Origin of the sequence: Rhizobium glycinendophyticum (assembly GCF_006443685.1) — a bacterium.
In the GTDB taxonomy this organism is placed as follows: Bacteria; Pseudomonadota; Alphaproteobacteria; order Rhizobiales; family Rhizobiaceae; genus Allorhizobium; species Allorhizobium glycinendophyticum.
Genome location: NZ_VFYP01000008.1, coordinates 1 through 19,889, shown reverse-complemented (window position 1 = coordinate 19,889; position 19,889 = coordinate 1). Strand labels below are relative to the sequence as shown.

Genomic DNA, 19,889 nt, shown 5'->3' with positions numbered 1-19,889 from the left:
CTTCGCTTGCAACATGGTCAACGTTCCTAATATGTTCTGAGTCTGGTCGTCGGGAACTTTGTTGGGCGGTTCGATTTTGATGGAGGACTACCAGCGCTACGTCACCAACCCGCGCCGTGCCGAGTAAGGAAATATTGTAGCTTTCATCGCACGATCCCAGTGTGGATGACCTCCGCCACCGCCTTATATTGCCGCCCGGTTTTGTATTAAGTTGGTTCAACGAAGAGAGAATGACCGTGTCGAACGCGAAGCAAATCCTTGCCATGTTGCGAAGTCGCGCTGAGGGCGACGACGACCTGTTTTTCTCGATTGCTCTCCAGATTGCCGCATCCGAGGCTCGTCAGGGACACAAGACCACGGCTGATGAAATGCGAGCCGAGGTTGACAAGGCGCGGGCCCGCAAATCCCGAGGAGCAAGTGTTGCCATTCCTCTCGGGGCGCCTCGAGGTGACCTCGAAGGACTTCTCGAGCTTCGCGAGCCACGCTTCAAGCTGAAGGACATGGTTCTGGCGCCAGGATTGCTCGACAATCTCGAAGATATGATCCGGCAGCAGAGGAAGCGTGACTGGCTGCGGGAACATGGCCGCACGCCTAATCGCCGGGTTTTGTTCGTCGGGCCGCCTGGTTCGGGCAAGACGATGTCCTCGGAAGCGCTGGCCGGCGAGCTCAACCTGCCATATTACGTGATCCGGCTGGAAGGGCTCATCACTCGCTATATGGGTGAGACCGCAGCAAAGCTCAGGCTAGTTTTCGACGAAACCGCAAAGCGCCGAGGCGTCTACCTTTTTGACGAATTCGACGCGGTTGGTGCGCATCGAACGTCGACGAACGATGTCGCCGAGATGCGCCGAGTACTCAACTCATTCCTGCAATTCATGGAAGAGGGCAATTCGACGGACAGCCTCATTGTTTGTTCGACCAATCACCCCTCGCTTCTCGATCGAGCGCTGTTGCGTCGATACGATCTGGTCCTTGAGTTTGAAGCGCCGACGGCCGACCAGATCAAGCAAATCATCGTCAACAACCTCAAGCCGATGTCATCAGCCAGGCTCGGCTGGACAAAAATCGTCAAGGCAGCCGACGGTCTCAGCCAATCCGAAATCGTCCGCGCGGCCGATGATGTAGTCAAGACCGCGATCCTCGATGAACGCAAGACGATTGCAACCGAGGACGTCGTGCAACGTCTTAACCAGCGTCGGGAGATGCGCGACGCTTTCCTCGATGAAAAGCGTGTATAATGACCGATGGCAGGCCGATTCACGCTTCCGCACATTGATGTTTCGGCGCTCCATACCGCAAGCCCCTATACCGGCACGGGTAGCGGTGGTTCGAGCGTGCCGCGCATCCGTGCGGAGCACGGGCGCAAACTCCGCAACGAACTGGATGTCGCGCTTGCCGCAATTACCGAACTCAGGGGTGCAGATCCTAGACTGGAACCTGCCGCAGGCGGATACATCGAAGTTGAGTTGCGACCCGGTACCAGTGCCGACGTCCTGGAATGGAAGAAGCAGGGCATACGCCCGGGGGCGACGAAGGACCTTGATAACGTGCGCACGGTGGCGCTCTACGTTCCGGACAATGCGCAAGAAGCCATCCAGCAGATCCTCGATGACTATCTGTCAGGTCCCCTCTCCCCGAAGGGAAATCCGCCTAACGCCAGCCGCGTGGAGAAAATCGAGGAGATCAGGCGCGCACGCCTCGAAGTCTTCTGGACCGACGACCCTAGTGCCCTGCCCGACAATCCTCAGCATCTGATGTGGTGGGCGATCTGGGCGCATCGCGATAATGAAGTGGCCGTCGAGGACGTCTGCCACAGGCTCTCTCTGCGTGCCGCCTCCGCCGACCGCCGACTTTATTTTCCGGAAGCGGTCGTCATCCCCGTGCTCGCGCGCCGCGCCGCGATCGAGTTGATGACCTTCGCAACCGGCGTCGTCAGCGAGCTTCGACGCGCGAGCGACAATCCGGTGTTCTTCCTTGAAGACGCCCAGGAAAGCCAGAACGAATGGGTCGACGATCTGGCTGGACGTATCGTCTGGCCTGGAAACGAGGTTCCTGCCGTCTGCGTCATGGACACGGGAGTCAATCGCGGCCACTCGCTGATCGAGCCTGCACTTGCTGCAGCCGACCAACACGCAATCGACCGTGACTGGGGCGTCGACGATCATCATAGCCATGGCACGGCCATGGCAGGCCTGGCCCTGCACGGGGATTTGACGGTCGCACTATCCGATCGGTCCGAGCGACGGCTCAACCATCGACTGGAATCGGTGAAGCTCCTGCCGCCGCAGGATATGGACCCGAACGATCCGCACTCCTACGGCGTGATCAGCCAGACCGCGGTATCGCTGGCAGAAATCGCTGCACCCGAGAGAAGCCGGGTATTTTGTATGGCGGTGACGAACGACAATGTTTCCGGTGCCCGGCCATCGACCTGGAGCGCTGCGATCGACCAAGCCGCGGCCGGCACGATGAATGGCGACGACGACGACGCTCCGAAACGGTTATTCGTCATTTCTGCCGGCAACGTCCCGGCCGAGATCGAATACGCTCGGATTTCCCGGCAGGACGATTACCCCGCCGAAGACCCGAGTCAGGCTTGGAACGCCATCACCGTCGGCGGATACACCGACCTCAATCAGATCTCCGACGTGGGCTACGAAGATTGGTCGTGCCTTGCCGGCCCCGGAGAACTCAGCCCCTTCAGCCGCACGAGCGTCAATTGGGCTCACGCCCGCGCGCCGATCAAGCCGGAAGTGGTCCTAGAGGCCGGCAATCGCGCACTCAGCCCGGCCCGCCGAGAGGTTCTCAGCCTAGATTCACTGTCACTTCTAACCACATCGCCGACAACCGGGGCAAACGCCCTCACGGCGTTTCAGGCGACGAGCGCTGCGACCGCACAAGCCGCGCGCATGGTCGCAAGGCTCACGGCCGAGTACCCAAACTATTGGCCGGAAACCATCAGGGCGCTTGTCATTCATAGCGCCGAATGGACCGATCCAATGCTTGAGCAGTTGAACAGTCCTGCGGGAAAGAAGGACCGGTACCCCCTGATGAGGCGGTTCGGCTATGGGGTACCTGATTTCGACCGCGCGTCGGCTTCGGCGCAGAACCATCTGGCGCTGATCGCTCAGGCCGCTATCCAACCGTTCCGTTTGAAGGGGCAGCGGGAATTCAACGAGTGCCATTATTACCAGCTCCCGCTTCCGGCTGCGATCCTGGAGGATCTGCAAAACACCGTGGTCGAGCTGAAGGTCACGCTGTCATACTTCGTGGACCCCAATCCGGGGTTCTCGGCCAATGTCGATCCACAGCGCTACCAATCCTTCGGCCTGCGCTTCGACCTACAGCGCCGCGGCGAGCTTGCCGAACGCTTCAAGCAGCGGGTCAATGCCGCAGAGCGCGAAGATGGTGCGCGGGCGCCAAATCATGCCGACGATGCCCGATGGATGTTTGGCCCGGGCAGCATTTCGGCAGGCTCCCTGCATTGCGACGTATGGTCAGGGCCTGCCATCGAGTTGTTGAGCCGTGAGCTGTTGTGCGTCAAGCCGGTTGTAGGCTGGTGGCGCAATCGAGCCGCCAAGGATATCGTTAATCGCAAGACGCGCTATTCGTTGGTCGTGACGTTGAAGGCTCCAGGCATCGAGGTTGATCTCTATAGTGGCGTGATCGCCGCGAAGGCTCGCATTGAGACGACGGTCGCAGCAGAAACAGATATCCTGGTCTAGTCTCGCGACAGGGGCTGATAGCGAAAGATGGCTTGCTCTTGAAGGACCGGAACCGACGGCCCGCTCATTACTAAATTCCTTCCGCGCAAGACTCGTAGGCGAGCCAAGAATTTGGTCCGGCTGGATTGACTGATCTGCGGGCGATACCGAACCATCCCAAGCTCATGGGGAACCATACTCCAGAATCAACACGATAGGCTTTGGTCCGGCTATAATTGCGTCAGCTTTCGTTCGATGGCTTCCCAATCTAATCTCATGTCGTCAGGGAGATCCACGCTCCTGAGGCCGTAACGCGCTACGAGAAATTCTTCCATTTCATCGTACGTCGCACATTCGGGCCAGTGCAGCTCCCAACTTCCCGCAAAGGCACCAACAAAGGCCTTTGAGTAATTTTCGATGTTGAAAGCAGAAAATGTCTCTGCCGACAAAGCATCACTGGGCTGCTCGATGAACTCCATCGCGCGCTGGGCCTGTTCACGGATTTCCGGTGTCATGCGCTCGGGCGAAAATCCCCTCGCCGCGACAGCAATGTTATTCAGCACACTGAGGATCTCCCAGTCGGTCCTGCCCTCTTGGTGCAGGATCAGGAGACGGCTCAAAAATTCCCGATCGTCCATCGCTCTATCGAGCGTGAATCTGAGCGCACGCCGAGCCCAGTCGTATCGTCTTCGAATATCTTCTTCCGCACGCGCTTGATCGAAATTCGGGCTGGGTCCGCCAAACCAGTCGACCCTCCTCCCAGCTCGACACTTGAACGACCTATCCGGGTCGAGTGGCGATGTCGCGAGCCGCGTCGCTTCGTCGAAGATCGCGGACGGCATAAACTCCCGATAGAGTTCGCTATAGGGTCGCCCTACGAACAACGCATCAAATGGATCACGGTCGAAAGCCTCCATTAGTGCCGCATCGTCAAGCACGGAGCAGGCACGCATGGCCGTGCCAAAGACGACCATGGCGTCAATGGACTGTTCAGGACCGCGATCAACATCCGATACGGAGATACGCAATGAGCGGTCCTCAGGTGTCGGCCCAGTAACCCTTACTCCATGCATAGCACTATCGCCGATCGAGACATGGAGTTCGATTGAGCATGGCACGAGACCTTGATCCCGATCCGCCATCGCGCAGGCGATCAGCTGCAGTTCGCTGATCAGCTGCTCTGCATGCGGCGTGGTGCGATAGTCGTTGGCAAAGTGACAGGACCATTCGAGGCCGAGAGCCTGCCAGCGGACGCATCGTTCTTGTCCAAGGTCCCCGAAGGGACGGTCAAGGAGTGCCTCCTCCAGCTCGGCCCAGGCCTCGTCCCACGTTCCATTCAGCCAGAACCCATCTTTTGCAGCCGCCGCTTCGATAATTGGGCCTCTGATTGGTTCAGGCCAGTTTGCGATCGTCGGATCGAGTGCCATCCGGACACTGGGATTGCCTCTTCCTAGAAATCCGAGCAGAGCCGCCAGCTGTCCGAGGTTTTGCGAGAGCTCAGGATGGCGCTCCATTTCGAGCGGGCGGTCATCGTTGCGCACGTGGCTATCGAGATAGAGCGGCAGAAGCTGAAGAAATCCGAAGGAATTTCCAGCCGCCTCCTCTGCATTGACGAGCGCCATCAAACATTCTGGCTCCAGCTGACGCATTTCGCCATGCGGCTCGTAACGAGCGAGAAATGCGCCGACCATGGCATGATATTTCCCGGCATAGGCAAGACCGAGACGACAATATTGCTCCGACAGAAGGAGCAGGATGCGCACTACCGATCCCATCATCTCTCCCGAGAACCATTTCGCCTTCGCAGCGTGAAGAACGCGTATCGCCGCTGTCGCCTCGTCGCGTTCAATGAGCGATAGGGCCCGGTCGACGGCTTTCTTTCCAGCTGCAGCAGTTCCAGCGCGTGACGCGAACATATCCTCGACACGGTTTGCCAGATCCTCCAGAGCTTTGTCGCTTCCGTAAGTTCCGACGATTTTGATAATGTAATCGGCAAAGGACTCGAGCGGAAAGAGAGGCGCCTCCTCGACGTTATCGAGCATGCTCTGCCATCGTTGCAAAGCATCAGAAAGTTCGGGGGTGCTGCCAGGTTTCTTCGGTGTAAGCTCCAGCATCCCAAGAATATTGAGGAGTCCGGCGCGCTGACCCGGTCCATTGGCAGCGGCGAAACAGGTCTCAAGTGCTTGCTCGATCTTGGCCCGCCACTGATAAAGATCGGTGTCATCCGCACGATAGTTCCCAAGCCAAAAAGCTCCAAAACTATAGATCAACAGGGTAGTTGCATCCGTTAAATCTCCGATCGAGAGGAATTCGTCGAGGTCACTGAAATAATCAGCCAAGTGATCCGCTTGGTCGGACAGATCGTTGCGTCCGCGTAGACTAGCTACCGCGATCTCGTATAAGGCCGACCGCAGCAAACCGCGGGGCGCCTCTTTGCAAAGGAAACTTTCCATCCGGCGGAGCCAGAAGCCTAGATCCGGACGCGCGTCTGGATCGAAGGTTGCCTTGCGCAAGCCGGACTTTACCGCGACGAAGTCGGCCATGCTGATTGGTATTACGCTACGGTTCGCCCACTCTCGCTTGTGTTGCAGATAACCGTCGTCACGACTTACGACTGGGAAAAATTCAGCAGGAACTTTAAGATATTCTTCCGCGACCCAGAAAAGGTCCGGCTCGGTCAGCAATTCTGCGAGGGTATTGCCATCAAATATCTGCAGATCAAAACCCTTGTCCTTTGCTTCGGCGATAAGCTTGTGTCGCTTGCCAACAGGGACATTTGCTTCGCAAAACACCACCAATTCGTCGATACCGCCGCCCACGGAGATGGTCTCCATGTCTTTTCTGATTTTAGGCTCGATTTTCTTTTCCAGTGTGCAGGCAAACGCAACAACCCGCGCGCCCGAGGTGTGATTTGCGAATGCCGAGCCTGGATCCCGACCGACCGCAAGATAGGTACGAAACGTCTCGAAATCCTTTCCGCCATCACCGCCGGCGCTCACCGGTCCAGTCGCTGGAAGAATGTTGCTGTAGAGCCTAGCCCGTGCGACATGCCGGGCCAGATGCTCAAATTGGTGGTGGGCGTTCTGAGGCGACAATTCGCTGAGATGAAAGCGCAGCATTGCTGCAAGTTTGGCGGGATTGGTCATGCAGGCAACTTATCAGGGAATTTGACCAAGAAAAGCTTGTCCATGGGCGCCATGAGCCAACAATTTCGTTAACTAGATCACAGAACTGGCGAGGCTGTCGTCCGGTCTCAGTTCGCTAGTATACTGCGTACTCTGTAGGCATTTCGCCTCATGTACTTCCTGAATTCGTCCGCACTCATCTGCTCGTGTCGGGCGTCATAGGTGGAGCTATCCTGATTGTATGGGGAGCTCGTGCTGAAAAACACGAAGCTTCCCCTGAGATAGCGCGTGATACTTCTTGAGCCCCCCGGCAATTCACGTTCGGTGTCTTCACGGTAGTCCACGACGTCAGGATGCGCGTATTGGCCCGGGTTCAGCTCTGACAGATATTCGTAGTAGTCGCCGGCCTCGACAGGATAATAACCGGTTGGTTCGACAGGAGCCGCTTCGAGGCGGAGATAGTCCCACTTCGGATCTTGTCTGAAAGAAACGAAGGAGAGCTTCGCTGGCTTCAGCAAAGTCACGAATCCCGTGTGAAGCTCAATAAAACCCAGTTCAGGCGCACGTCGGACCTCCTCGATCGTCATGCCCCCTCCACTTGGAAAAAACATATGGTTCAGGCCCGGGACCCGACCAATCTCGTTGAGGATATCAACGATTGCGTCCACGTCCGTCCAAACTGCTTCTTCGGGCGTTTGGCGAGGGAAGAACTTTTGAGCAAACTCCGCCCATTGGTTCGCATTCTGTAGCGCACGGTCATCGATCACTCTCAGCCAATACCGAAGTCTGTCAACAACCTCCCCCATTTCGGGTCGAGCAACAGGATCATGCTGGGTGCAATCACTGAGTAGGACATCCAACGTTGTGGTGTACTGTCCAGGCAAATAATTTTGGAGTCCCACGCTCGAATCCGCAGCGTACGGACCATCGAAGCCTAAACCCTTGCCAGTCAAAAAAATCCAAAGGGTCTTGGCGAAGGAGAAAACGTCCGCAGGCAGCCCATCAGCTTCCCCTGCTTCTCTACGCATTTCTGGCGCCATTGTGAATTTGGCGCCGACGTCGCGCCGTTCAGGTGTAATTGGAGTCAAGTCTGGATATTTGACGAGACCGAAATCCGAGAAACACAGCCGACCGTTCAAGGCCAGGAGGTTCTGCGGTTTTATATCTCGGTGCGCATATTTCTTTGCGTGAAGCACCGTAAGAGTCTCACCCAGACGCACAAATTCGGCGACGATCGACTTTGCATTGGCGTTTCTGAAAAATGCCACGCTGGTTTCGGCCACCGGCATGGCATACCAGGGACGAGAACCTTTTCCTTCCGGAAATTCGGAATCCAAAATCGGGATGATCCCTTCCAAGTTGCCAAGTTCCTGCAGAGCCGTGATCTCGTTGCGGAATCTGGAAAGGGGCTCCTTCCCAAGATTATGGAGTATCTTTATCGCCACGACGGCTCGACTTTCAGGGTCACGAGCGATCCACACGTCGGCGTTCCCTCCGCCATCGATACGTTTCATCAATCTCCACTTACCGTATTGACCGCCCGGTAGCGGTTGCCCCGACTTCAAACTCATTTTTTCTTCTTACGATCCTGAGAGGGTTGGACATAGCAGAGGTCACTTGGTCATTCGCAATGTGGACTGCAATTCTTCCCGGGTTTTAGTTCGGCACGCTGTTTCATATCACGCCCCACGCCCGAAACCTCCCCCTGCCTGTCATCTCACGAAGACCAAGCTCCTGAACAATACGGCGCGCGCCTTGCGGCGTAACCTCCAGCGTCTTTGCCACCATGCCGGCCGAGATCAACGGCCGCGCCATGACGAGTTCGACGAGCTCTGGCAGCCTGGATGACGTCCGGCGCCCCTCCAGCTTACGCATCATCAGCTGCCGCGCCAGCACCAGCCGGTCGTGCTCCTTCAGCCCCGTCTCTGCGGCAACCGTCAGCGCCCTTGATATCGCCAGCAACCGCGTCTCGCGATCACGATGCCGGCGCCGATCGACAGGGATCGCTTTGAGCCCAAGATTGATCGCCGCAAGATGGGAGCCGGTGGTCACACCTCCTTCGCGCAGGATCGAGGCGGCCAGAAGCCGGCCGAGCCAGGGTGCGTGCTGGAGCACGGCGATCTCGTTCCAGGCATCCAGCGCCACGATAGCGTGCAGAACCCACGGCAGATCCTGGGCGCGCGTCAACACGGACTGCCACTCCGCCAGCCGCTCGTCCTCATCCCAGTCGAGATCGTAAACGAACGGATCCTTGTCCGGAGCATTCTTAACACGATCTGGCTTCTTGGCTTCTTCTATCGCGATCTCGGCGCGGGCGAGCACAGCATCGATCGCGGCCAACGCATCACCCAGACCATCATTGTCAGGATCTTTGGCCTGCCCTACCCCAGCCCCAATGCTGCCCACCTGGACATTGCCATCCGGCACCCCCTCCCCGTCTCCACCCAAAGATGCTCCGGCCCACGGCCGGCCGCGGAGGGAGGCGAGGCCTTGAGCCGAGAGCGCCCAGGCGGGCGGATGGGCGGCGACGCGGCGTCGGGTTTTCAGGATGTCGCGGGCGATGGTGAGTTCGTGGGTCGGTGCGCGGATATCCCGGAGCGAGTCATGCAGGACGAGGTCTTCGAGATGGACGAGTTCGCCATCGACCCAGAGCGAGGCATGCGCCTCGAGGAAATGCGAGCGCTCGAGAAAGCCCTCGCCGACGGGAGAGCGGGCAATGCGCTCGTCGAGACGGGCAAGAGAGACCGCTGCCTCGGAGATCGGTCGCAGCAGGCTCTGGATGGGCAATTTTGCGAGTTCATAAGACATTGAATGGTAAATGATTCGTTAAGCGAAAGCTAGATTCCAGTTACGGTTCCGTACTTTCTATTAAAATGCCCGCGGTGGCTCACCGCCGATAAATAACCCTTATCGGAAACAAAACTAATAATTCATTTTTTATTTTGGCCGACAAAAATAATGCGATACACTGTTTTCAGTGTCAAAAGTTAATATTTGGATAGCCCAAAGATATGACAGAATACTATGACGATAACAATAATTACAGTGTACCTTTCGTGTCACCGAATGGTAGCCAAATCATAGGGACCGCCGAGATCCTGCTCGCAACTGCCCGGATCTCGTGGATTGATCCGGATACGGGCGAGCCAGAATACGAGGGTGGCACTGATATCCATTGGAACAGCCAAGAGACCGCACAGCGCGACGGGAAATTGCTGTACGTTTGCGCGGAAGGGAAGGAATGGACGTTCGATGAGTTGAAGCCTGTCTGAGCGCCAGAAGGGAGTGAATCGTCGCAGTTGTCTTGATAACGAGCACATACCCACTGCAAGCCAATCCGTGCGCGGCAGGCGTCTCCGATCCGTTGTGGATCCGTAGCCCAGAATACAAGATGTTTCTGCCCCCCAATAGGTGATGCACCTATTGGGGGGCAGAAATGGAACAGGCAACCGAGCTGAGGAAACAGCGTCCGCTCGGCACTTACACCCGCAGCTACATTGATGGTCAGCGCTGTCGCTCACTTGCCAACGATGTCAGATTAACGATCCAGGGTCCTGCCTTTCAGGAATTCGTTGAATCATGCTTGTCGCAAATATGCCGCGCGACACGGATCAGCGCTTCGACCGTCTCCCGCCCGTCGTAGTCGCGATAAGCGAGATTGATGGCATCGATTTCATCTACCTCTTCTTCTTCGATGAGCACCTGTGCGTACTCCTCTGTCGTCAAAAGATTTGCAATCTGCGAGACGAATTTGATTGCATCTGAGGCTAGCCCCGAGTTCGGACCTGTTTCTTGCATGCTTTTCATTCCTTCGCGGCGGGATGCCGCTGTTTGATTGACCTTCCCTCGATTGTCCCTAGAGATTTTGATCGGCGTCAATAGCCGACAGCGAGCGAGAGTATGGCTAGGAAAAATCGATAAAGCCGGTTGCTATCATTTTGCACGGGCAGGGCCTGGCCCGGACAGTTACAGCGGAGAGGCGTCGACGAAGTCTTTAGTTGTTGCGATCGCGGGCCGCATTGCGGCCGACAAATTTCCCGGTGAGCCTATGTACAGGATCAACGCGGATTGCCACGATGTGGATTGATTTAGACGACACGGAAATAGCTCTCTTATCACAAGACACCGTACCGGCCTCGGTTTTGAAGAAGCTTCAAGCTCCTGCGCACCGGGACGCTGCGCTGTTCCGAGAATTCGCCGACAGCAGGAGCGACTACCTACATGTGCACCAAGATGCTCCCGTAGAGCGAACACGTAACGGTGCCTATGTGCTCTCATGGTTGTGGGTGTACAACGAGCAAGTCGGCCTGCCGAAGCTGGCCACCTATGACGACTATGACCTAAGCCTGGAGTGCCTTGAACTGTTGGAGCAGACCGAGGATTTCGACATTGCCGATCTTGATGCAGGGGCTGAGCACCATCTTGGATCAGAACACTTCAAAGGACAGCAGTGGAGCCTGCTGCACAACAGCGGGCTGCTGACACTCATCTTGCTCCCCAGCGAGGGCTGCCCGCCATGGGTCTACTCCGAGACACCAATGATCGCAGGGGGCACGACAGCGGATGGCCTTACCGACGAGCGGTGCATGCGTTTTCTGCTGGAGGCAATAAACACGTTTAAAACTCACGGAGCGTTTCCATCCGAGGAACAACAACTCACGCTGCTATGACCGGCTTGCTCGCAACAGAATAGCAACCAAGTATTGACTAGAGCAGACCTGCATTTGGGTCGATCACCTCGAAAAAATGCTTGAACCAAATGAGTCTAGGCAACTGAATCTTCAGTTAACCATGTTTTCAGAAGCCGATCGGTCAGAGATTGCCATCGTTACTCCTCCTGATCTATAGGTACCCGGTGTGACGAGCGAACGTCACGGAAAGGCGGCTTCCACCGGTGCTGGAACACCAAGTGGAAGCCTAACCCGCAACCTTAGTGAGAAGGCTTGGGCTATCATGTGTAATATTCAAATTGTGCTGACGGGCAAGCCCCGTATCGAACCTCCTGAACTTCGATCTGAACCTGGCGTCACGGCATCACCGTCCGTTGACCGCACGCCCGCCGCTATCCACGGTTGATCAGACAGGACATTCCCCATGCAAAACATTCATTTCGGCTCATTCGCCGACACGCCTTCGTATGTCTTGAAGACCGCGTCCGCAGCTGTTGCTAGGCTGGTTGAGCAGGCCATTGGTGCCACTGTTACACCCGAGATAGCGCGTTCTGCGGTCGAAGGTGATGCTGAATCTTTGGCATCGTTCGGGCGAGCGATCGCCGTCCAGGAAGGACATCTCTTGGAGGCTGTCATCATCGCCCTTGCCTCGACGCATCCCTCAAGGGTGGCACTGACCGATCTTCGCCTCGCAGTACTCCCGGCCGCGATTGAGGTCATCAAGCGCAACCGCAAAACTTTGTATCAGGGTATCAGCTTTGAGGCTCCTCTGCAGACTGGAGCAACTTATCATCCTGATCTCGTCATCGCCGACCCCGGCGGTCGCTACGCGCTTATCATAGATGTAAAACGAAGCCTTTCCGGGTACTTGGGCGGAAGCAAGCTCCTTGAGCTTCAACAAAGGATGACGGCATCTGGACTTGTGTTGCCAGACCTTCTGTGGCGCGACCATCAACGGCTGGCTGTCGAGACCGTCGGCACAGCCATAATCGACGGATCCAAGACATCGACGGATGTATCAGATGGCGTTTGGCCGCTGTCTCGCCTCGATGACCTGCTGCAGATAGAGGGTGCGTCGCGGCTGGCTATTGAAAGCATGAACGCCTTCCGCGCCGGTCTACGTAAGCAGTGGCAAGCGGCAATCGCAGAGGCAACAGCCAAGTCAGCGTGCCCTTCGGAGGGTGCAGTGGCACCAACTAAAGCACACCCCTCCCAGCAGCGCATCGCGGAGATGCCCGCAAGACGACGTGGCCGTCCCCCGAAAGCTCGGCCGTCGATTCAGGTCGGCGTCCTTGGGCCCGGTTTGCGACCGCACTAAGCGGCGCACATCACTTTCCATCCTATCAGATCTGCCGGACGCGATCCGGCCACGGAAGAGCTTTTGCTATGATTCACCCTGTCATTGATTTCCAGGTTTACCGCTTACGTCGCCAATACGGCACGCTGAGGCTTCGCTACTCCAACTCGCCCACAAGCTTGCACCAATCGCCCTCGGCTAAGGACAGCAACGGAGCACTATCCAACGACACCACCGCGCTTGTCACGGCACTCGTGCTCAGCATCGCCAGACGGCGCGGGCGCTCACTCGACGCGCTGCCGGGGACAGTCCGTGACGCCCTGTGCGACTTGGTAGCGCAGAACGACCCGACTGCACGCTTGCTGTTTCAGTGGCTTGATCGCGAGCAGAACACCGACGAGGCAATCATGGAAGCGGCGCGCCTACCCGATAGAGGGCGCTGCTCATCGCACATGGATATTAGACCTGCGCGCGTCTACCGCCATCACCGTTTCTGGAAGTCGGATAGTCCGCACCTTGCGGAACTGGACCGTCGTCGGCTCTCGCAGCTGAAGTCGCTCCTGGAAGAGGAGATCCGCCATGACCGTTGATCGTCTAGAGCGATACTTGCTTGGCCGCCTTAGCCGCCGATCACTGCGGATCGCATATCGGGCGGCAGTCGCGGCCGATATCCTGCGCGCGTACCAGCGCACCATCGGAATGCATACGGTTACTATATATTCGCCTGGGGCAAGGGCTGTGCCATTGACCGGAGCTATCACTGCAGACCGACGCACTCTGCTGCGGCTTATATCAAGCGATGCATTGCTGCCTGTCTTGCCACCGGTGACAGTCCGCAGACATGACATCGACCTAGTGATCGAGGATATCGTCGGTGACATCGACGCGTCTGTGACCGGCGCTGAGACCGAGGTGACCTCGGAAGACGTTGAGGAACGGCCGCACCTTCGCAACGGTAGTGGAGATCATAGCCAATACCTAGTGAAGCTTGCCAGGCTCCTGCAAGCAGTCGCCCATCTCCCGCCCATTACAGAGACGGTCATTGTCCTCAGCATTGTTGAGGCCGTGAGGCGATCACATTTGACAGCCGCCCAGGTCCTTCAGATCCTGTCCAGACCGGCTGCGGTCGTGCTTCTGCGCGTCCCTACCCGCGGATTTGAACAAGCGCTTGGGCTCATGATCGAGCATGGCGTCATTGGGCCCGCCATGCGGCTGCGGGACGGCGGAGGCGGATACTCGCTGAGCAGGCGTGTGTATTCGGGGCAGGAGCCATACGACTCGCGCACCATTGTAACGTTTCGGAATGGTGATCTCACACATCAGAACTCCGAGAACCGGCGTCAGCTGCTTTCAAAGGCACTTTCAACCGGGAGACCAGTCCTCGTAGTTGCTGAGGATGAAGAGCCCTGGCCTGATCGTGTGGCATCTAGCGCAGACCTGATCCTTGATGCGCCAAAAATCGATTGGCGGCTCCTTAGCCGCGCAATCGAGATCACGACAGTGCACTCACGTGTCGCGGTGGAAGAGACGTCCCGGGAATACACGATCGCGCTGGGGCGTCTCGGTTTGGACGATCTGGCACTGGCCATTAAACCAGGACGATCGATCTGCAACATGTTGAGCCGTCTTGAGGCCTTTTCGCGCGAGGCTCCGGCCGTCGAGGGAGATGATGAAGGCGGTGGATCCGCCAGGCAGGCGGATGCTGACAAAAACAGGACTCGAACCCTGAGCAGCTCCGATCGTAGCCGCCGCGCCGACAAGGCATTTTCGGTAGATGTAATCCAGCCAGTACAACGGCCAGCAAAGGTAAACGGCAAAGGAGCCCCACCGCATCCGTGCGTCGAGCACTTGGCGGGCTACGGCGACGCACGCCAGTGGGCACTCGACCTCAAGACGGATCTAGTACTCTGGCGTAGCAAGAAGCTCTCCTGGGCAGACATGAGCACCAAGCTACTGCTGAGTGGCCCGCCTGGGACCGGCAAAACGACTTATGCACGCGCGCTATGTAACTCCTTTCAGATCCCGCTCATCGCGACGTCTGTCGGCCAATGGCTAGAGCCTGGATACTTGGGTGACGTCCTTAAGCGTATGACAGCTGCCTTTGACGTTGCAAAAGAGCATGGACCGGCAATTCTGCTCATCGACGAGATCGATGGTATTGGTCGGCGCGACGGCGCAGCATTACGGACATATGACGACTATTGGATCTCAGTGGTTAATCGGCTGCTCGAACTTCTCGACGGGACAGCGAAGTCAGAAGGGATCATCGTCGTCGGCGCAACTAACAGGCCATCGGTGATTGACCCGGCAATCCGCCGATCCGGTCGCCTAGAGCGGCACATCGAGATCCCGCCTCCCGACATCGATGCACTGCAGGGCATCATCCGCCATCACCTGGGCCCAGATTTCAATGGGGTACTGGCGAGTGCACACAAAACTGGGTCAAAGATCAGCAATCAGTCTCAGGGAGCTGCCCATGCAATTTGATCGAACAGCGAACAACAAGCGCTCCTCCCGGCGCAATGATCGGCCGTCAGCCCTTCGCCATCTGGCTCTTGCAGCGCAAGGCATGACTGGCGCTGATATCGCACGTCTGATCCGCGACGCACGCGGCATCGCGCGTCGCGCCAAGCGTAAACTGCGTTACAGTGATATCCTGGAGGTGCTCGATCGACAGATTGGCTCGGTGCCTCCAGATGTACGTTGGCGGATTTCAGTTCACGAGGCAGGCCATGCGGTGGCGTTCGCAACCCTCGGCATCGCAGAGGTCCAGTCGGTCACCACCGGTCGCGGTGACGGGGGTGCAACATCGGTTCGATGGCCTGAGGTAATGCCCCAGACCGAGAACGGCGTGATGCAGGTTATCACCTGCTATCTCGCAGGACGTGCGGCCGAGAGCCTCGTTTTTGATGAGACGTTGATAGGTCACGGCGGCAGCGAAGGTAGCGATTTAGAGATCGCAACCACAAACGCCGTGCGCCTCGAGACAGTGCTCGGATGTGCGAGGGATTTGCCTCTGCTGTACATGCCGAGCGAACGTCCACACCACGACCTCCGTTACGATCGGTCGCTGGCAGTACGGGTCAATAAGCGCCTCGAAGAAGCTTTCGGTGCGGCGATGTCCATAGTCACCCAGCATCGAGAAGCCTTGCTCCGACTGGCCCGGGAGCTGGACAACCGACGCTATCTAGACGGCGCGGCGGTAAGGGACATCCTCGGCCGCGATGAGGGCAGATCTGTATGAACGCCGTTAGCGGCCTCCCCCAGGCGAATGGTCTAAGTTCGTCCGGGCCTCGTCTTGCGGTGTTTTAGATAAGGAGGGACGCGGATCAGTACATCTTGGTATGCTGGCAAAGCAGTATACCAGCAGGAAAGATCATGAGACCGGTAAACTGCGTTCAGATACATTGCGCATTACCGATTCCGATTTTGACACTATCGATTCAAAGTGCAGCCCAGCCGATTCAGAAGCAAAAGCCGTCTTCGCAATTGTCGAACTGCATGCCGCCTGTGCTGTCGTGGACCGCATCTTCCTTTGGCTGTCGATCTTGGACGCGAAGTTTCGGCATTTGTAGCAAACGCCGTGCGAGAGATGCCGCGATCAGGCCGGTCCGGTCATTGACGCCGACCAAAATCCGCCTGAGCCTAGATGCAGGTGCAACAAAGTAACCCAAAATCCATGACTATAGATAATCCGACAACGACACATACCAAGGTGGATGTGCCCCCCTCTCGCCTGCTCGCCAATTGCCACATCCCTCATGACGGCTCAGAGGCCTCGTCACCGACCGAAGCTGGGCAAACAGCGGCCCGCACATCAGCTTTCTGCACATCCTTTGTCAAGCTCGACCCATCTTTCGCACTCGGTAGCCTCTACGTCAGCCAGCCGGTCTTTCACGGTAAAGCAATCGCGATTGAACTAAGTCAGGGAATGATCCGAGGCGCTATCGATTCCGTCACCGGCGATCAGAGGCGGTTAGAGCGCATTTGCGAGATCCACGCGTTAGAACTGCATCACGCCTATATCAAACTGACGGCACGATACGGCGGCGATGAAGTCAGGCTTGACGGCCGAATGGTGCAGCTGCATGCGGAGCTGCCGAGCTTCGTCGACATCCATCGCATCCTGCTCCTTGATCGGGGGCAGATCCTCTTCGAGCGGCCATATCAGGAGCAGATTTTCGAGGAGGACTACGGGCATGTCCCGCGCTTGGTCACGTCTATCAATTCTGTCGAGGAGACGGACAGACTGACCCAGGATTGGACCTCAGCGATGATCCGGGCGAACATTCTCGACGACGCGGAACCCGTGCGTATTCAAGGTTTTTTATGGCTGCCCTTCCGGGCTGACTGTTACCGGCCGTCCGTTTTCAAGGAGTATGATCCGGCGCGTTTCTCAGAACTTGAGGCTTGTACGCTCAGCAGCGATCTGGTTCGCGGCAAGGTCGGCAATGTCGTCTACATGCGAGGGCTAGGTGACTGAGATGCTCGACGCACTATTTACACCCCCCACAGACAGTCGGGCTGCCGAGTGGGATCGCCCGGTCTGCGATTTCTGCTCACAAGCGATCTCCGTCTGTCGATCACACTCACTGCCAACGCCGTCTCCGATTCCACATTCGATATCTTCGATTCTCGGACGAACGCCGTTTGCGGGGGGAGGCTAAGATGGCGAGATCACGCACCCAGCGCCTGCGAGACCAGCGAGAGCGCCAGCAGGCCTACCGCGATGAGCAGCGACGGCTCCGGCGACCGGGCCGCGACGACATCGCCCGCGTCGCGCTTCGATGGCTCATCCTCGGAACAGCCAAACTCGCCGAGCGGGAAGGCAATCCCGCGCGGATGAACAAGGTCGAGACCGATATCTTGGAAGCCTTGGTCGAGCAGGGTTTCGACCGGAATAAGTCCGACGAGGCACTCGGCGACCTCATCGACAGATACGTCGACGGCAAATGGGATTTCCGGCGCAAAGTGCATCTTGGAATCAATCCCGAGCCGGACGAATGACCGGTGCCTTCAGTGACCACAGGTGATGCGGCAGGCAGCTGGCGCATCGCAAACGCCGTCTGCAGTCCAAGTCCCCTCTCCCCCCATTACTTCATAAAACGCCGTTTGCACCAGAATCGTGGGAAGCGGCCCCCTTGTGGCAGTAGGTACCATTCACTAACTGGCGAGGATCGTCGGGGGAAGCCATGACCGCAAAAAACGCCAAAACCGCCATTATATACGCACGCTACTCCACTGATCGACAGACAGATGTGTCCATCGAGACCCAGGTCGAACTGTGTCAGAGCTTCATCGAGGACCGTGGTTGGCAGCTGGTCGACACCTACTCCGACAGAGCGGTCAGCGGCTCCGACTACATGACGCGCCCAGGCATCCAGCGCGTTCTGGAACGGATCACGAGCGGCAAGGTCGACCTCGTCCTGTGCGTGACGGTTGACCGCATTTCACGCGACGCCGAGCACGGCAATGGATTCTTGAAGCGCCTCCGCTACCACAACACCGAGCTATGGACAGTGTACGGCGGCTCTTCGGTCACGGATATCGAGATGAGCCTTCGCGTGACACTCAGCCAAGAGCTCATCGCCCAAATTCGGTATAGGACACGTGAGGGCATGAAGACCGCGGTCCGCCGAGGCAAGGCCACGACATGCCTTGCCTACGGCTACCGGGTCAAACTCGCGTACGATGCGCATGGAGAGCGCATCCCGGGCCTGCGCGAGGTCGACCCGGTACAAGCCGAGATCGTCCAGGAGATTTTCCGGTCGTATGCCGACGGAATGTCGCCGAGCCAGATCGCAGTCGAACTGAACCGTAGAGGCATTCCGGGCCCGCGCGCGGCTGCGTGGCGTGACACCGCGATCCGCGGTCATGTCGACCGCGGGACCGGCATCCTGAACAACGAGCTTTATCTCGGCAGGGCTATCTGGAACCGCCGCGAGTATCGCAAAATCCGGACACGGAACGCAGAATCGCCCGCCATAATGATAGCGACAACTGGGTCGTCGACGAACGCCCGGAACTGCGCATTATCCCCGACGTTCTTTGGTCCGCCGTCAAGCGGCGGCAGTTAGGCGTGCGGGGCGAGTTCGAACGGACACTCTCTAATCCCCTAAACCGCACTCACCGTCCGAGCTATCTCCTGAGTGGACTGCTCGAATGTGCCGAGTGCGGCGGACCATATGCAATCATGGCCAAGGATCGGTACGGCTGCACCAACCACCGCAAAAAGCTTCCCCTGGATGTTCTTGGCGGAGCCTGTTGCAGCAATCACAAGACGATCCTCCGCAGAGAACTCGAGGACCGTATCCTGACATCCATCCCTGCAGCTTTGGTACACATGGACGTTTTCCGCCGGACTTTGGAGAAAGTTTTGCAAAGCGAACTCGCGGAGCAGAAGACTGCTGCCCATCAAACCAAGGACATCGCCGCCGCTCTGGAGCGCAACAAGCGCGAACAAGAAGGCATCATCGCCCAGATGTCACAACGAGCCGCCGAAGGCCGACGGCCTATCGCGGCCTTCGACGACCAGCTCGACAGGCTCGATGAAGAACGAGAAGAACTGGAGCGGCAGCTGGCAAGCGCGCCGTCGATGGACAAGCCAATCAGCGATGCAGAACGCCTCGCAGATCTGCGCGACGAGATCAACGAAGACACAGTCCGCACGGTGATCCACGCCATGCTTTACATGATGCGAGATCACGCTGATACCCAGACCAAGCAGCCGCTGATCGGCATCATCCGCCAACTCATACAGAAAGTGGTCGTCGCCAGCACCCCGGGCCGTCAACCGCCGGCACTGGAAGTGCATGGCCGCATTGCATCCATCCTCGCTGCCATGGAGATCGCGCAAATCATGGAAGCAAAGTTCAAGGCAATGGTGGACCAGGATGTTTTAGCGCGTCAGCTGTGCGGTGAACTCGACACGGAGGACAAAAAACAAAAGCTCCTCGCGGGTTACGCAGAGGAGCTTTCAAGGAAGCGACTTGAGTGGCAGCAGATTCAAGTCTCAGTGGTTGCGGGGGCAGGATTTGAACCTGCGGCCTTCAGGTTATGAGCCTGACGAGCTACCGGGCTGCTCCACCCCGCG

16 protein-coding genes, 1 tRNA gene and 1 pseudogene are annotated in these 19,889 nt (G+C 57.6%); 12 read left to right on the top strand and 6 right to left on the bottom strand.

Features of this window, described 5'->3' with window-relative positions:
• Positions 1 to 161: 161 nt before the first annotated feature.
• On the top strand, positions 162 to 1,238 hold the full coding sequence (locus FJQ55_RS22465; RefSeq protein ID WP_246085252.1) for an AAA family ATPase: 1,077 nt from the start codon (positions 162 to 164) through the stop codon (positions 1,236 to 1,238).
• Between the two features lie 6 nt (positions 1,239 to 1,244).
• Positions 1,245 to 3,725 (top strand): S8 family peptidase, encoded by a 2,481-nt coding sequence (locus FJQ55_RS22460; RefSeq protein WP_140832278.1) that lies wholly within the window; start codon positions 1,245 to 1,247, stop codon positions 3,723 to 3,725.
• Positions 3,726 to 3,934: 209 nt separating this feature from the next.
• Here the strand turns inward: FJQ55_RS22460 and FJQ55_RS22455 are convergent, their stop codons facing one another.
• The 3 genes from FJQ55_RS22455 to FJQ55_RS22445 all read right to left on the bottom strand — a co-directional run bounded on the left by FJQ55_RS22455 (position 3,935) and on the right by FJQ55_RS22445 (position 9,637).
• Positions 3,935 to 6,850 carry a hypothetical protein gene (locus FJQ55_RS22455; protein WP_140832276.1) on the bottom strand — a complete coding sequence of 972 codons (2,916 nt, stop codon included), beginning with the start codon at positions 6,848 to 6,850 and terminating at the stop codon, positions 3,935 to 3,937.
• 107 nt (positions 6,851 to 6,957) lie between these two features.
• On the bottom strand, positions 6,958 to 8,343 hold the full coding sequence (locus FJQ55_RS22450; RefSeq protein WP_161597027.1) for a protein kinase domain-containing protein: 1,386 nt from the start codon (positions 8,341 to 8,343) through the stop codon (positions 6,958 to 6,960).
• Between the two features lie 160 nt (positions 8,344 to 8,503).
• Positions 8,504 to 9,637, bottom strand: a complete 1,134-nt coding sequence (locus tag FJQ55_RS22445; protein ID WP_140832271.1) for an RHE_PE00001 family protein — start codon at positions 9,635 to 9,637, stop codon at positions 8,504 to 8,506.
• Between the two features lie 203 nt (positions 9,638 to 9,840).
• Between FJQ55_RS22445 and FJQ55_RS22440 the strand changes: the two genes are divergently transcribed.
• On the top strand, positions 9,841 to 10,101 hold the full coding sequence (locus FJQ55_RS22440) for a hypothetical protein (RefSeq protein WP_140832269.1): 261 nt from the start codon (positions 9,841 to 9,843) through the stop codon (positions 10,099 to 10,101).
• 289 nt (positions 10,102 to 10,390) lie between these two features.
• On the opposite strand, the gene FJQ55_RS22435 is transcribed toward FJQ55_RS22440, so the two are convergent.
• Entirely contained in the window at positions 10,391 to 10,627 is a 237-nt protein-coding gene (locus FJQ55_RS22435; RefSeq protein ID WP_140832266.1) for a hypothetical protein, read from the bottom strand.
• A gap of 278 nt (positions 10,628 to 10,905) precedes the next feature.
• Between FJQ55_RS22435 and FJQ55_RS22430 the strand changes: the two genes are divergently transcribed.
• From FJQ55_RS22430 to FJQ55_RS23780, 9 genes and pseudogenes are all read left to right on the top strand, one after another.
• Positions 10,906 to 11,499: a hypothetical protein gene (locus tag FJQ55_RS22430; protein ID WP_140832263.1), complete on the top strand. Its 594-nt coding sequence runs from the start codon at positions 10,906 to 10,908 to the stop codon at positions 11,497 to 11,499.
• Positions 11,500 to 11,923: 424 nt separating this feature from the next.
• A complete protein-coding gene (locus FJQ55_RS22425) occupies positions 11,924 to 12,817 on the top strand; it encodes a hypothetical protein (RefSeq protein WP_140832261.1) in 894 nt (297 codons plus the stop codon).
• A 68-nt stretch (positions 12,818 to 12,885) separates the two neighbouring features.
• Positions 12,886 to 13,386 carry a hypothetical protein gene (locus FJQ55_RS22420; protein ID WP_140832258.1) on the top strand — a complete coding sequence of 167 codons (501 nt, stop codon included), beginning with the start codon at positions 12,886 to 12,888 and terminating at the stop codon, positions 13,384 to 13,386.
• A complete protein-coding gene (locus FJQ55_RS22415; RefSeq protein WP_140832255.1) occupies positions 13,376 to 15,283 on the top strand; it encodes an AAA family ATPase in 1,908 nt (635 codons plus the stop codon). Before FJQ55_RS22420 ends, FJQ55_RS22415 begins: the two co-directional genes overlap by 11 nt.
• A complete protein-coding gene (locus FJQ55_RS22410) occupies positions 15,273 to 16,040 on the top strand; it encodes an FtsH/Yme1/Tma family ATP-dependent metallopeptidase (protein WP_161597026.1) in 768 nt (255 codons plus the stop codon). Before FJQ55_RS22415 ends, FJQ55_RS22410 begins: the two co-directional genes overlap by 11 nt.
• A gap of 405 nt (positions 16,041 to 16,445) precedes the next feature.
• Complete coding sequence (locus tag FJQ55_RS22405; RefSeq protein ID WP_140832251.1) at positions 16,446 to 17,279, top strand: hypothetical protein; 834 nt, start codon at positions 16,446 to 16,448, stop codon at positions 17,277 to 17,279.
• Between the two features lie 185 nt (positions 17,280 to 17,464).
• Positions 17,465 to 17,803 carry a hypothetical protein gene (locus FJQ55_RS22400; RefSeq protein WP_140832249.1) on the top strand — a complete coding sequence of 113 codons (339 nt, stop codon included), beginning with the start codon at positions 17,465 to 17,467 and terminating at the stop codon, positions 17,801 to 17,803.
• A gap of 185 nt (positions 17,804 to 17,988) precedes the next feature.
• Complete coding sequence (locus FJQ55_RS23785; RefSeq protein ID WP_140832248.1) at positions 17,989 to 18,873, top strand: recombinase family protein; 885 nt, start codon at positions 17,989 to 17,991, stop codon at positions 18,871 to 18,873.
• A 116-nt stretch (positions 18,874 to 18,989) separates the two neighbouring features.
• Positions 18,990 to 19,055 (top strand): annotated as a pseudogene (locus tag FJQ55_RS23780) (hypothetical protein); the annotation flags it as partial.
• A 225-nt stretch (positions 19,056 to 19,280) separates the two neighbouring features.
• On the opposite strand, the gene FJQ55_RS23775 reads toward FJQ55_RS23780, so the two are convergent.
• Together FJQ55_RS23775 and FJQ55_RS22385 are read right to left on the bottom strand one after the other, a co-directional pair.
• A complete protein-coding gene (locus FJQ55_RS23775; protein ID WP_246085251.1) occupies positions 19,281 to 19,652 on the bottom strand; it encodes a hypothetical protein in 372 nt (123 codons plus the stop codon).
• A gap of 160 nt (positions 19,653 to 19,812) precedes the next feature.
• Positions 19,813 to 19,889, bottom strand: a tRNA-Met gene (locus FJQ55_RS22385).